Annotated in this window: 10 protein-coding genes; all 10 read right to left on the minus strand. The window is 42.1% G+C overall.

Annotation, left to right across the window (positions count from 1 at the left end; all coding sequences use genetic code 11):
- Positions 1-4 precede the first annotated feature (4 nt).
- On the minus strand, positions 5-3,772 hold the full coding sequence (porU, locus tag AQPE_RS19135) for a type IX secretion system sortase PorU (protein WP_318348102.1): 3,768 nt from the start codon (positions 3,770-3,772) through the stop codon (positions 5-7).
- A 153-nt stretch (positions 3,773-3,925) separates the two neighbouring features.
- Complete coding sequence (locus AQPE_RS19140; protein WP_318348103.1) at positions 3,926-4,300, minus strand: heavy-metal-associated domain-containing protein; 375 nt, start codon at positions 4,298-4,300, stop codon at positions 3,926-3,928.
- 34 nt (positions 4,301-4,334) lie between these two features.
- On the minus strand, positions 4,335-4,748 hold the full coding sequence (locus AQPE_RS19145; protein ID WP_318348104.1) for a heavy-metal-associated domain-containing protein: 414 nt from the start codon (positions 4,746-4,748) through the stop codon (positions 4,335-4,337).
- Positions 4,749-4,768: 20 nt separating this feature from the next.
- Positions 4,769-5,212: a hypothetical protein gene (locus AQPE_RS19150; protein WP_318348105.1), complete on the minus strand. Its 444-nt coding sequence runs from the start codon at positions 5,210-5,212 to the stop codon at positions 4,769-4,771.
- Positions 5,213-5,248: 36 nt separating this feature from the next.
- Positions 5,249-5,710 carry a heme-binding domain-containing protein gene (locus AQPE_RS19155; protein ID WP_318348106.1) on the minus strand — a complete coding sequence of 154 codons (462 nt, stop codon included), beginning with the start codon at positions 5,708-5,710 and terminating at the stop codon, positions 5,249-5,251.
- Complete coding sequence (locus tag AQPE_RS19160; protein WP_318348107.1) at positions 5,707-6,309, minus strand: DUF3347 domain-containing protein; 603 nt, start codon at positions 6,307-6,309, stop codon at positions 5,707-5,709. Before AQPE_RS19160 ends, AQPE_RS19155 begins: the two co-directional genes overlap by 4 nt.
- Positions 6,310-6,328: 19 nt before the next feature.
- The gene (locus tag AQPE_RS19165) at positions 6,329-7,117 is read right to left on the minus strand and encodes an AlbA family DNA-binding domain-containing protein (RefSeq protein WP_318348108.1); all 789 of its coding nucleotides are present in this window, start codon (positions 7,115-7,117) and stop codon (positions 6,329-6,331) included.
- 327 nt (positions 7,118-7,444) lie between these two features.
- Positions 7,445-9,055, minus strand: coding sequence for an efflux RND transporter periplasmic adaptor subunit (locus tag AQPE_RS19170; RefSeq protein ID WP_318348109.1), 1,611 nt, complete (start codon positions 9,053-9,055; stop codon positions 7,445-7,447).
- A gap of 17 nt (positions 9,056-9,072) precedes the next feature.
- Positions 9,073-10,521, minus strand: a complete 1,449-nt coding sequence (locus AQPE_RS19175; protein WP_318348110.1) for a TolC family protein — start codon at positions 10,519-10,521, stop codon at positions 9,073-9,075.
- Complete coding sequence (locus tag AQPE_RS19180) at positions 10,502-14,371, minus strand: efflux RND transporter permease subunit (RefSeq protein ID WP_318348111.1); 3,870 nt, start codon at positions 14,369-14,371, stop codon at positions 10,502-10,504. The genes AQPE_RS19175 and AQPE_RS19180 overlap by 20 nt, the downstream gene beginning before the upstream one ends.
- Between the last annotated feature and the right edge of the window lie 11 nt (positions 14,372-14,382).

A 14,382-nucleotide genomic window follows, 5' to 3' on the forward strand; every position in this document is an offset into this window, starting at 1 on the left:
ATTTTTATCGGTACAAAAATACAAGTCTGCCGGAACCACTGCTTTTCTTTCCATCTTTCGCAGTTGCACTGATCCGATAGATGTATACCCCCGGTTTCATTTTAACCTGTCGCTCCGCAGGAATCCATTCCAATGGCAAGCTTTCAATACCCTGTGAACCAATTTTATCCTTAACTAAATCAATACGGGACCCAGTCGATTGAAAGACTTCAAGTTCTACATCAAAAGTTTCGTCGGGCTGGTTATGTGTAAAAATGAACCGTGTTTCTCCCTGCATTGGATTGGGGTAATTGGATACTGTTTCAATTCTGAAATCATTCTTCACTGTAAACCGGACTTCTTTTTCAGTCGAATTATTCATAACATCCCAAACCTTAACTTTCAAAACATGTTCGCCCTCTGATAATTTTGTCAACGGGAAAACAATCTTTCCACTGGTAAAACTGTCCTTATTGGTCTGAAAAAAATCATTCAAAACAAAAGTATTGGAATTATCCCCATCCAGAATTGCCGTGATATCATGCCCGATTCCGATACCGGCAGTGTTTATACCAGTTTCGTCGGAAATATTGGCTAACAGTACAGAGCTGGCGCTCACTGTCCCACCGTCCTTAAACGACTCTGAATTCATAAACAAATCAATTGTGGGACCACTAGAGTCGGTAACAGATGTGTTGGATGACCCGCCAAGGTAAAAATTATCGAAATATCCACTTGCATCAACCGATTCATTGTAGGCATAATACAGGATTTTTCCTTTGCCCACCTTATATGAAATATCTTTTGGAACAAAAAATGAAAATTCGAATTCACCGTTTTTTACACTCGCCAATCCTTTATAAATAATGTTATTCTGACTGGTAAAACTTGTGGTTTCTTGTCCGGCATTTCCCAGTGTTTCGAGTTGCATTTCTTTGTCGTAAACGGTAGGTATAATTTCACCATTAAAGGATGTAAGTTTTACTCCCTGGCTATTAGCCACGTATCCTTTAACTGTTACAACTGTGAGTGTATTGATTGTATCTGTTTCTATTTTAGCCTCGTTCCCATTGAGGCTGGTGGTGATAACCTGATTATTCGGATTTGCCAGCCTTAAAGCCGGGTCAGCCAAAAGTGAAAAGTTTAATTGATTGATACCAGTATTGGCTGCAGCTTTCGCCAATCGCATCACATCGCCCAGGCGCAGGTTATTGCCCTGTTGGTCTTTTTCAAAAACGTATTTAAAGAATTTGCTGTTCAGAACAAAATTAGATCCCGAATACACCAGCCTTGTAGTAGAGAACAGGCCGACCGCTGCGCCAATGGGGTTAAACAGTGCATATTCACCCGCCGATGTTTCGTTTTCATCGAAACGGCTAAAAGAACAGGTTGCTGTTACAACTAATGCCAGGCGATTATAATTGTTCCAAGATTTAATACTTGTAACATCAATAACGCTTTCGTCAGCTAGCCCTTTTTCATTGCCGTGCCCCGTGTAGTTCATAATCAAAGTTCCCCGTTTCACCCGATTATTGATGGCCACATTCACGTCCGGATACTTCTCGCCACCTGCCGTCATTATCCGCTCATAAGTGTCGAGATAAATTCTATCTGTAAAAAATGACGGGTAATTTTTGTTTACAAAACGAGCAAGACTTTCTGCCTGATCTGTATGTATGGTAGTATAGCCATCGGCAGTATTTCCATCGTCGGCAATAAAAGTTACTATATTACGCCAGTTCCCTATACTTTCCTTCGTTTGGTATGTTTTTATTTTGTCCAGAACGATTTCCGCCTCTTCAACAGTTCTGGCCGGAATCCGGCCTATTCCTAAATCAACAGTTCCATAAGAACCACCTTCATTCTCATCCAAAAAAACAAAAAAATCGTCTGTTACAAATGATTCGGTAGGTGAGAGTGAATTGTCAGACTGAAAAGTAGGTAACAGATTAATATTTTTACCATGGATATTCCGATTATCGAAGCTTCCGTCTCCCATCAGTAAAATATATTTCAGGGTATTTGTGCCAGTCTGTTTTCCACGTTCGTAGCACATCCTAAAATAATTTCTGAAAGCAGCCGGATCGGGCAAGCCACCTGAAAACTCGTTGTAAATTACTTCTGGAGTTACAACCTGAATAGTCATTTGATCAGTGGTACGATGAAAATCAGCCAAATCATCTGCCACTTTTAGAAGAGTAGGATGGGAAACAATAATCATTTCAGACAATTCTGCAGCATGTAAATTCTGGTTGGCAACCGTACCAACTAATTCGGCTGAAGGAATTGTTCCGCCAGGGTTAAATGCCACATATTCACGGGTCAGTCCCGAGTTGGATTTAAATTTCAATTGACCATCGGCATAGCTTGCCGGAAGTTCAAAAGTACTCGTATGGTCAGTCACATCAAAAATTTGTGTCGATGCAGTTGCATTGGCCAAAACGAATTCTGAAACCGAAACCGGGCCATCGACTCCTCTACCCCGAAAAAAATACACATCCGAATTTATGCTCAACAAACTTTGGTAATTCACCGAAATAAAATCGAGCCATGCTTCTGAGGAACTATTGCTACCTTGGTAGGTCAGTTTCATCTGAATGTTTTTGGAGGGCAAGTTTTCAGTGTATTTGCCTATTCCATCTGCAGCGAACCAACTGGTAGGATCGTCGGTATATATAAGCTGAAATGAGAAACTATTAAGTGATTTTCCATTTATTGAAACGGCCATTGTACTTGTTCCTGAAGATCTTGCTACCGCTGAAACAATAAAACTAGCCGGTTGGTTAAGATCCGGATTTTCGAGTGCAAAGTTCACCGTTTGTGAGCTGCCGGAATTAAATCGCTCACCAAACCATTGGCTTCCGGATGACATCAGGTTTACTGATTCCTTCTCGGAATAATCATATTTAAGAAATGATGTCACCTTTTTCCCGGGTACATCGGCTAGCGCTGCTATCTTATCGATAGTTCGTGCGTTTCCCTTGTCGCTAAGAAAAAAGTAAGTTTCGGTGGAATAATAATTTTGCTGGTGGGTAAAATACCCTGTTTCAAGATTCTGGCTGAACGACACATTCCCGGTTGAATAAAAGAATAAACAATCTTTGCCAGCGCTGTCTTTACCTTTCCAGACAGGGTAAGTAGTTAAATCATCAAAGCTTAGGTCATCGTTCATAAAAGGAAGCATGTACCCACCGGTCCCGTATAAAACAACCTGATCCGGATTGCCGAAACCCCACTGTTTGATCTGGTCGTAGGTTACTTTATAAATTCCACGATCTTTGGTCCTAATTTTTACCCATTTACCTGAAGCAAGTACGGAGCTTGTTTTCCATGGATATGCTACACTGGCCGACTTCAGTTTGTTTTGTTTTTCGGTAATCGTAATTGTAAAACTGACAAGCTTTTCCACTTGATTGTTCCTTCTGACAAACGGGAGTATGGTCAGCCGCAGGAACGACTTTCCGGCAGAAACCCCGATGTCTGATTTGAATGATAATTCTTCATTCTGAATAGTTTTCAGCATCGGAACAGAGTCATTTACCAGCTCAAAAATGGCGTCCCTGATCACAACATCAACAGTCGCGAAATCCAGTTCAAAACTTTCGAACCAATATGGAAGGCCTGTTTGATCAATAAAAATGCTGCCGTCAAATTTAAGTGGATTAATTTCTGCGGGTTCAATTGCAGTTATATCTATTTTGTCTTCCCAAACAATTTTACGCTGGAAATCATTGGCTATAGAAAACGTTGTAGCTAAAAGAAACAAACAGCTAAAAAATAATGTTTTTGACATTCAATGCTTAGTTATATCTAAATGAGCAACATTGCACTTATCTTGAAAAATTAGTTATTAAGACCTAAAATTCCTTCTCCCTGTCAATTGACAGAAGGAGAAGGAATGTGGAATCATTTTTTTTTAGCCACCTTAACGAACAGTTTCTATAAATTACTTGTGTTCGTACTTCATAGGTTTCATCGGAGCCTTGAGGTCTGAACGATCATACTTACAGCACGATGCAAGCTCTTTATAAGCTTCATCAGTTGCTTTTACTGTTTCGGTGTCGTGACCAACTTTAGCAATGGCTTCCTGTACTGTTTGCAGACTGGTTTTGGCATCATTGAGTGTTATTTCAATTTCCTTGGTTTCTTTGTTCCAGTCAGCTTTTGAAACTCCCTCTACCGATAAAGCAGCCATTTCAATGCGCTTTTCGCACATTTCACATTTACCATTCACCAAAAACTTTTCTGATTTGATTTTTGCAAATCCTGATAATGTTCCTAATAGGATCACTACCACTACACTTAAGATTTTTGTTTTCATACGATTTAAATTAAAGATTAAACTAAACTGTCTGTTATTTATTGTCACAGCATGCCCCTGACTTTTCAATCTTCCTGTAAGCACTTTCAGTAGCACCATGATAATTTTTTCTTTTTATATCCCTTTTGTATTGACAGCATCCGGGAAGTTTGTTATAGCCTGATTCACTCGCGCTAAACATTTCAGTATCATGACCAGCCATTGCGATTGAAGTATGAATCTTTTGCATGGTCGTTTTTTTGTCATCGTAACTTACGGTCAGGCTTTTGTTCGATTTGTCCCATTGGGCAGAGTTGACACCATCCAAGGATTCTATCGCCTTTTCAATGCGATTTTCGCACATGTCGCATTGCCCTTTGACTTTGATCTTTTCAGACTTATTTGCCGCCTGAACCGTACACCCAATAAACAAGGAGATCGCGATTGTACTAATTAATTTAGTTTTCATTTTCAGGTTCAAAATTTGTATTATTTAAAATGATTAAAGTTTTCTTCAGACTCAAAATAGCTCACTTTCCCTTGCGATTTTTTAGTTAAAGCGATAAACGCTTTTGTTTTTTTTATCCGGTGGTGCGAAAATTTGTCTTCACCATATTGAGAGTCCTGATAGTTTTGTTTCAGCTTATCTCCACATCCCTGGCAGCATACATAATAGGTTTCACCATCAATCACAACAGGAATAGAAGGCCCCACGTTAAGTTTGTTTCGATACATGCATATTTGTTGGCCTTTGACTTCTTTATTTTCGAATTTTGCCAACAGCGAATTTTTACGAATTTCATATCCATAATAATTATTGAAGGCAATCCATCCAGTAAAAGCAAAGAACATTATTCCGCTTAAAAGGAATATTAGGTCAACCACTCGATCCTTTTTTATTTTTCGCCTTTGTGCCTCTGTTAATTTTTTCATAACTTATTCAGAATATTCTATTCAATGTACTTAAGCTTAGTGTTGCAGAAGACTATCCTGCAATGCACTCAAATAACCCAGAAGCGCTTTCTTACTCTCTTTCGACAACCGGGCTTCGCGATGAATAAAGGTGTAAGACAACAGTGGCATTTCATCTTTTTCGATCTGGCTTACCATAGACTGTATTTTGCTTTTTTGCTTCCTTAGCGAATAAGTTCCAAACTCGCTAAAATTTAACTCGGCCTTACCTTTATTAATATGATTCTCTAAAAACCAACCAACTGGCTGTACCCTGCTGTACCAGGGATAGTCGGTATTATTGCTATGGCAGTTGTAGCAGGAAGTATGCAATATACGCCCCACCTCTCCGGGAACTTTATAAGTTAGCACAAAGTCGGTTGATGGTACTTCAGCGCTTTGATTTGATCTGGTGGGTATAAATTGAAGACTGACCAGAACTACCAAAGTGACTAAGCCAATGCGCTTAAACAGTTTCATTTGATTACAATTTCTACCAGAACCCGGCCACATTTCTTATTTTCACCCCCGAAAAAAGGATTTTTAACCTTATCGGATGCACTTAACCACTTGCCACCTTTATTGTTATTGTACATCGAGCAAAATAACTGATACAAAGTGCGGTCTGACCCTGTAATAACAATCAGGTCTTTTATATCTCCGCCTAATATTTCAAAGTGTTCTCTCTGATGGTCAATTTTGTCACCATTTTCAGAAATATGCTCCGCATTTTCTTTGGCATCATCCAGTATGTCCTTCAATTCTTTTTGTTTGGGCGCTGGCTGACTGGAAAGATCAAATTTTCCAAGGGCATCTAGTAACATTTTGCCTGAACTGGCGGCTTTTTTGCTGTTATCGTCAACCAATGCATCTTTCAGAGCCAGGTAATTGTCGAGGATGGAAGTTACCGATAGAGATTGTTTAACCTTTAATGTAGGTATAACACGTGGTTCTTCTTTCATTTTTGGCACCATATTGGAATGGCTACTTACGGAGCCACCCATGCTTGAATGATCGTGTTGGGCGCTTGTCCCCCAGCTTAGCAAAGCCAGGAAAAGCATAATCATTGTTGTTTTCATTGTTTTACATTTTAACGATTTAAAAACCGAGATTTCTGTTTTGCAAATATTTTACCACCTCGCTGGTAGTAAGTGGGTTCGTCACATTTCCCGTCCGGAGGAAGAAAATAGTTCTGTTGTCTTCGTTGACGAATACGGGCTGGCGAGAAGGCTCAACATAGAGCGTGCATATTTCTTTGCTGTTTATTTCATGGAAGGCGATGTGTATTTTTGTACAAATATCCTTGCCAAAAGCGTTTGATATGATCAGGATTAACCGTTGCTGAAAACCATCTTTATCCTTTCTTTTCAAAGACCAGTAATCATTTTCGAGTCCAAGAATTTCACCAGTGTCGTTCAAGCCGATAATTAAGGTTCCTCCCTTTGCATTGAGAAATCCGGCAATTGATTTTAAAATCACATCTTCCAGGTTTTTATCCGTTTTAATTTGCCTGTAATCGTGGCGCAAGGAGGATTTAAACTCGACAAACTCACTTTCACCATTGGCGATTAAACTCGGGATACTTTGCTGTAACAATTGTTTTTTCCCATAAAGTAAGATTTCCCTCCTATTAATGGATTTATAATAGAAGCCTGAACCCAGGCCTATTAAAGCACCCAATATGGAAAAAGCAACTGACATGGGCATCATGTGCAAGCTGAAAGCATGTTTGACATTTCCGAGAAAAACATTGGTTAAACCAGCCATGTTGAATTCATCCGGATTCAATTGAAACCAGTATATAACCATGCTGATTGGGTGTATAAGGAAATATCCGGTTAAAATTCCGATCAAAGTATGAAGAATCAGTTCTTTATTCTTTTTCATTATAAAATCAGTTATTAATTAAGCGCATAGACTAGCTTTTAAATTAATTCTTGCAACACGGAAAATATAGTTTCATGGTATCCCTATTATCTTTCGTATGAGTAATCTCAATTTCTCCGTAATGCGCTTCACAAATGAGCTATATTAATGGAAAGTCTAAGCCGTTGAACCCGACGAAATGGTTCGTGTCGCAACCCAGAGGATCAAATCAATATTCCTTTTCTAATATCCATAGCTTCGCTTTTTTAACTTTCAATCGTTCAATTTACGGTAAATTGATCCGACAACTAAAAGTCATCGGATCAATTGGATGAAAAGTAAACCAAACTATTTCCGGTACAAACAGCACTCCGGAAGAGCTTTGTAAGCAGCATCCGAAGCTTTGTATTTTTCGGTGTCGTGACCAGCTTTTGCAATAGCTTTTTGGATATCGTCCATGTTGGTTTTAGTGCCGTCAAACTGCACATGTAGTTTTTTAGTTTCAGCGCTCCATTCGGCTGAAGCCACCCCTGGAACCGACTTAGCCGCCGTTTCTATGCGTTCTTTGCACATATCACAGTTTCCGGAGATATTAACCATCTGATGTTGAGTATTAGCTTTTTCTGAACCTTTGCCCATATCCATTCCAGACATATCTCCTGATTTGCTGCCTCCCATGTCCATTCCTCCATGATCATGTCCAGTCGAGACTTTTCCACCTGTAGGATTCATCATACTGGGCTTGCCTTCCAACTGGGCTGCGGCATCAACGCTGAACGCACTTTGTGTCACAATTTCTTCACCATCTGCCAAACCGTCCAGTACTACATAACTATTCCCCAGTTGTGGCCCCAGTTCAATTTCTCGAATTTTGAAAACAGGCTCTTCGCTATTGGGTTCTTTCACATACACAATGGAACGTTTTCCAGTCCAAAGCACTGCCGAACGCGGAATAACCAACTTGTCCTTGAATTCATTGAGATTCGCTTTTACCAGTCCTGTGGCAAACATTTCAGGTTTTAGTTTTGCCCCTGGGTTGCTGATTTCCACACGGACTTTGGCCACGCGGTTCACAGGATCAATCACAGGATCAATGAACCGAATGGCTCCGGAGAAAGTTGGGCCTGGCAACGCCTGAATTGAAAAATCGATCTTATCGCCCATTTTCAGAAATGGAAGGTCGCTTTCGTAGGCATCAAATAAGAGCCATACGCGCGAAAGATCAGAAACTTCGTAAAGTACTGACCCTTGGCTGACATAGTCGCCATTGTTAACGCGCCTTGCGGTAATAATGCCTGAAGTAGTCGATTCAACCTCTACATTGGCCTGTACATTCCCGGAACTTTCGATTGCCGAAATTTGTGAATCAGTAAGTTTCCACTGGCGAAGTTTTTCTTTAGCCGCTTCGTAAATTTCGGGCTGCGCTAATTTGGTTTTGGCCGCTTCTAGTAATTCCTGCTGGGCAGTCACCAATTCCGGCGAATAAATAAGCGCCAGTTTTTGTCCTTTGCGAACAGGCTCACCTGTGAAATTAACAAACAACTTTTCAACCCTTCCGGAAATATGTGCCACCTGATTTTGCAATAAGCGCTCGTCAGCTTGCACTTTCCCGTAAAGACGCACTTCTTTTTCAGGATTTTGTCGCGAAACAATCGATGTAAGCACATTGGCCAACTGGGCTGCCTCTTTGGTCAAATGTACTGCTGCCGGATCCATTTCTGCGGTACCGCTTTGGGTGAGCGGAATTAAATCCATCGCACAAATGGGACATTTACCGGGTTTATCCATTCGAATATGCGGATGCATTGAGCAGGTCCAGACCTCACCTTTCGCCACTTCTGCAGCGTGGTCGTGTTTTTCTTCTTTGGCCGGAGACGAATGGAAGAATATCCAACCAAGCAAAATACCCCCAATCAGAATGAGGCTAAAGCGGACGTATTTATTACTAAATATTTTCATCGTATTTAAATTTTATGTTACTGAATTTTTGAATATGCCATTAATCGTTTGAGCCAGGCAACAGATGTATTATAGTCAGCCACTGCTTCCACCTGCCGGTACTCGTAATCGAGCGTTTGCTGCCTGACCCGCAGAATATCGGTGAGTGAACTGCCCGACGAAGCAAAACTTTTAAACATGATGTCGAGCGATTTGGATGCCAACTGATATTGGTTGGCATAAAGTTTTGCTCTTCGCTGTGCATCCTGATACAATTGCAATGCCTGGTAATACTCAGTCTGAAGTGAATTCGCCACAGCCTGGTAGTTTTGGGTATTCGCCGATTTCAAAAAATCGGCTTCGTCGCGCATGGCCTTGTACTTTTTGCGGTAAATGGGCAATGTTGCCTTAAACATAGGCATCACCATATCTTTACCGTTCATCGGCGATGTTGACATCTCATTTTTATTGATCAGCGAATAATTTAAGCCCACCCCAACCATCGGGTAGCTCATCTTTGTAACCATTTGCTTGCGTGCCTCCAACGATTGCTGTTCGAACTGAAGCATCCCCAACATTGGATTATTCTTCAGGATACTATCAGATATAGCCAAAAGGGAAGGTTCAAAGCTTTCAATTGTTACAGAATCAGGTACGTTTACAATTGTGGCTTGTGGCCTGTTCAGGTAACTGTTAAATTGTGCCGAAATGGTGACTAACTGGTTGTTTAACAAGTTAATGTTATTCTGAAGGTCGCCAATTTCAATCTGAATCCGATACACATCCGAAAGTCCTGAACCACCAGAGGAGGAACCCATTGAGCTGCCCCCCATTGGAGAAGCCGATTGGCTTGAAGCTGATCCGGCAGAACTGCCCGAACCTCCTCCCATGCTGTTCATTCCTGAAGATCCTGAAGAAGAACTTTTGCCGGAAGCTGGAGTTGTTGTTGGGCCAGAAGGCGCTGAACTGTTCCCTGAAGGACCAGCTTTAAACCTGACCACAGCCAGCCGTTCAATCGTGCGAAGCAGATCAATGTTTTTTTCCGAAACGCGGATGTTCTGTTTGAGCTTATTCAATTCGTACCAGGTGCGCTGCACATCGTATAATACCTGCAATTTGGCATCACGAAACGTTTCGTATTTGGCTTTGGCCATCAGGCTCATTTCGTCTTTTGCATTTTTCAGTACCCCAAACCAGGGAAACATTTGCATCAATTGTATATCTGCCAACTGATTTCCACCGACCAGTTCCATTGGCTTGAGGAAAACCCCAAGACTGGCTTCAGGATCGGGTAAACTTCCCACCTGCGGTACTTTCTGCAAAGCGGCTTCATATTCAGCAAACCGCTGAAGTACAGTTGGGTTGTTTTTGACTGCAATTTCAAGATAGTTGAATAAGGAATCTGTCTTTTCCTGACTAAACCCAATAACCCAACTACCAAGGGCAAGCAACAAGAAAAGTATTTTTTTATATGCCTGTGTTTTCATCATCTTGATTATTAGGGTTATTAATTGCTAATTTATTATGCTTGTTTACGGCTCCTTCCCTCCACATGGCTTGAAACATCGGGACGACGAAGACGGTCATTACCTGAATAACCATACCGCCAAACATAGGGATTGCCATCGGAATCATGATGTCGGAACCCTTTCCGTTCGATGATAAAACGGGTAGCAAAGCAATGACGGCAACGGCTGTGGTCATCATGGCAGGACGGACTCGTTTCAATCCGGCAGAAACTACAGCTTCGCGAACGTCGTGAACAGTAGCAGGATGCCGGGCTTCAAATACCTGATGGATGTAGGTACCCATGATTACCCCATCGTTGGTAGCGATTCCGAACAAGGCGATGAACCCAACCCAGACCGCGACGCTCAAATTAATCGTATGCATTTGGAACATATCCCGAAGGTTGATCCCTTCAATTGAAAAATTAAGGAACCAGTCCTGACCATACAACCAAAGCATAATAAAACCTCCGGCAAAAGCCACGAAAACTCCTGAGAAGTGGATGAGCGAAGCCGTTACCGTGCGGAACTGGAAATAAAGCAACAGCAAAATCAAGAGCAAACTAATCGGGATTACAATCATCAATCGTTTGGTCGCCCTAATCTGATGTTCGTAATTTCCTGCAAATTGGTAGGATACACCGGCAGGCAAAACCAGAGCGCCTGAGCTCAGTTTTTGCTTCAATATTTTAGAAGCCTCGTCAACCACATCAACCTCGGCAATTCCTTCGTTTTTATCGAAAATAACATATCCATTCAGGAAGGTGTTTTCACTTCTGATCATCTGCGCACCACGGGTATAATCGATGTCAGCAATTTCACTCAGCGGAATCTGAACACCATTCATCGCAGGAATCAGGATACGTTTAATATCCTCTGGATTATCGCGCAATTCACGCGCATATCGAACCCTAAGCGGAAACCTTTCACGTCCTTCAACAGATGAAGAAAGAGCCATACCTCCGACAGCTACCTGCAAAATTTCCTGTACTTCGCTTACCGTCATACCATAGCGGGCCATCGCCTCACGGTTCAATTTAATTTCAAGGTAAGGAGCGCCAACAGCACGGTCGTAGAATACAGCAGAAGCTTTGATGGATGGAACTTCTTTCAAAGCCTGTTCCAGTAACATTCCGCCTTCTTCGATTGCGTCAAGATCAGGACCAAAAACTTTCAATCCCATTGGGGCACGCATGCCTGTAGAAAGCATCACCAGACGAGCTTCGATAGGTTGCAACTTTGGCGCAGAGGTCAATCCCGGAATGTTGGTCACTTTTACGATTTGGTTCCAGATGTCGTTCGGCCTTTTTATTTCAGGCCTCCATTGACGGAAATATTCACCATTTTCCGCAGGGATCAGGCTGTCAACAGGAATGGCCTTGAACCCGTCCTTTTCCAAATTATATTTCGCCCCGCTTTTAAGGATAAAACTGCCATCGCGGTCAACTTTAAACTGCATTCGATGTCCGTTTTCATCAAGAATATATTCTGAGCGGTAACTGATCGTATTTTCGAACATCTGCACTGGCGCCGGATCGAGCGCTGAATTGACGCGACCCCATTTCCCGACGGCCACTTCCACTTCTGGTATGGCCGAAAGCCGCTTGTCAAGTGTTTCGATGTATTCGAGGTTCTTTTGAATACTGGAATGGGGCATACTGGTGGGCATCAACAGGAACGAGCCTTCGTTTAAAGATGGCATAAACTCTTTGCCCGTACCAGGAAATGTTTCCGTAGAAGATTTCCAAAAAGCTGTTTGCCTGAAATCTTTCCAGCCAACTTTTTCCATTCCTGAAGCAACAGGGCTGAAGGTTTTATCAAATCCCTGCCAGGCCAGTAAACCAAATAACAAGGTAACAATCGGTATAATGAGAAATTTCCATTTGTGCTCCAGCGCCCACCGCATGATACTTTCATAAAAGTGTACCATCGACATCAGGGCTGCAAGAATCACTATAATTATACCGCTTACAAAAATAAAGTTTGAGAAGGTACTATTGTGGGCGCCTAATGGAAGCCATTCGATTGTGAGATACCAGGCAGCTACAAGCACAGTGATGGCAATGTTGATATAGTTGGGGAATTCTTTCCGGTTTTCAGGCCAGCGGTAGTCGAGCAAGTTATTAATACCAACAGCGATTAATGCCAATGCGGGCCAGACCTGCCAAATGATAACGAACAGGACTCCGGCTATCATCAGGCAACCGTTCCATATACGGCGAACCTTCTTAGTATCTATACTGATATTGAAAAAGATATGCGTTAAGGTTGGCAAAACAATAATCCCAAGCAGGAATGCTGAAATCAGCGAAAAGGTTTTGGTAAATGCCAGTGGGTGAAACAACTTTCCTTCGGCAGCCTGCATAGCAAAAACCGGAAGGAAACTGACTATAGTTGTGGCAATAGATGTAACAACAGCATCACGTACTTCGGTGGTTGCTTCGTAAATTACCGACATCAGTTTTTTACCACGGATTCCTTTATTTTCAGGCATTTCAAGGTGCCGGAGAATATTCTCAACATCCACAATCCCAATATCGACCATTACACCAATGGCAATAGCTATACCCGAAAGGGCCACAATATTGGCATCGATGCCAAAAGCCCGCATCAGGATGAAAGTCATCAATACGCCAATTGGCAGCAGTCCGGCTACAATAAGTGAGGCCCGTAAATTCATCACCAGAACAATGATGACGATGATACTGATCAGGATTTCGTGCGAAAGAGCCGATTCGAGTGTCCCGATGGTTTCCATGATCAGCCCGGTGCGGTCATAAAACGGCACAATGGTAACTTTGGAGACACTGCCATCGGGCAAAGTTTTTTGCGGCAATCCGGCTTCAAGTTCCTTGATCTTATTTTTGACATTACCAATAACATCCATTGGATTTGAGCCATATCGGGCAACCACCACGGCACCAACAGCTTCTGATCCTGCTTTATCCAATCCACCGCGACGGGTAGCAGGTCCAAAAACAACGTGGGCAACATCTTTAATCCTTACGGGAACATTGTTCCTGACAGCAACTACTGAGACTTCCAGGTCTTCCAAGTTCTTTACATATCCCAAACCTCGGATAATGTATTCCACATTATTCAACTCGATAGTTTCGGCCCCAATGTCGAGGTTACTTTTGCGCACGGCATTCATCACGTCCATGGCCGAAACGTTGAATGCTTTCAAAGCTTCGGGGTTCAGGTCGATCTGGTATTCTTTAATGAAACCTCCAACCGACGCCACTTCAGAAACCCCTTCAGCGGTGGCAAGCCCATATTTGACGTAGAAATCCTGAACAGTACGAAGTTCGCTTGGGTTCCAGCCTCCATTGGGTTTGCCGGTTTTTGGATCGCGCCCTTCGAGGGTGTACCAGTAAATTTGCCCTAATGCAGTGGCATCCGGTCCAAGTGCTGGTTGTACCCCCGCAGGCAATGTGCCGGTTGGCAGTGAATTGAGTTTTTCAAGAATCCGTGAACGGCTCCAGTAAAATTCTACATCATCTTTAAAAATGATGTAAATGAATGACATCCCAAACATTGAAGTGCTACGAATGGTTTGTACGCCTGGAATACCAAGCAAAGCAGTAGTCAGAGGGTAACTTATCTGATCCTGAATGTCTTTGGGCGAACGCCCCATCCATTCGGTTGCTACAATCTGCTGATTTTCCCCAATATCGGGGATCGCATCCACTGCAATCGGATCGCGTGGAAAATAATCAGGTTTCCAGTTGAACGGCATATATACCATGCCCAAAACCACAAAAGCGATCAGGAACATAAAGGTAATTAGCCTGTTTTCGAGAAAATACTTGACGAGTCGGTTAAACATATCTATAAGTT

The sequence above is a fragment of the Aquipluma nitroreducens genome, assembly GCF_009689585.1.
In the GTDB taxonomy this organism is placed as follows: Bacteria; Bacteroidota; Bacteroidia; order Bacteroidales; family Prolixibacteraceae; genus Aquipluma; species Aquipluma nitroreducens.

Bases quoted from the DNA above. Each gene is read 5' to 3' on its own strand.
- AQPE_RS19155 (WP_318348106.1), bottom strand. From the start codon at position 5,710: ATGAAACTGTTTAAGCGCATTGGCTTAGTCACTTTGGTAGTTCTGGTC.
- AQPE_RS19160 (WP_318348107.1), bottom strand. From the start codon at position 6,309: ATGAAAACAACAATGATTATGCTTTTCCTGGCTTTGCTAAGCTGGGGG.
- AQPE_RS19150 (WP_318348105.1), bottom strand. From the start codon at position 5,212: ATGAAAAAATTAACAGAGGCACAAAGGCGAAAAATAAAAAAGGATCGA.
- AQPE_RS19180 (WP_318348111.1), bottom strand. From the start codon at position 14,371: ATGTTTAACCGACTCGTCAAGTATTTTCTCGAAAACAGGCTAATTACC.
- AQPE_RS19175 (WP_318348110.1), bottom strand. From the start codon at position 10,521: ATGAAAACACAGGCATATAAAAAAATACTTTTCTTGTTGCTTGCCCTT.
- AQPE_RS19165 (WP_318348108.1), bottom strand. From the start codon at position 7,117: ATGAAAAAGAATAAAGAACTGATTCTTCATACTTTGATCGGAATTTTA.
- AQPE_RS19140 (WP_318348103.1), bottom strand. From the start codon at position 4,300: ATGAAAACAAAAATCTTAAGTGTAGTGGTAGTGATCCTATTAGGAACA.
- AQPE_RS19170 (WP_318348109.1), bottom strand. From the start codon at position 9,055: ATGAAAATATTTAGTAATAAATACGTCCGCTTTAGCCTCATTCTGATT.
- AQPE_RS19145 (WP_318348104.1), bottom strand. From the start codon at position 4,748: ATGAAAACTAAATTAATTAGTACAATCGCGATCTCCTTGTTTATTGGG.
- porU (WP_318348102.1), bottom strand. From the start codon at position 3,772: ATGTCAAAAACATTATTTTTTAGCTGTTTGTTTCTTTTAGCTACAACG.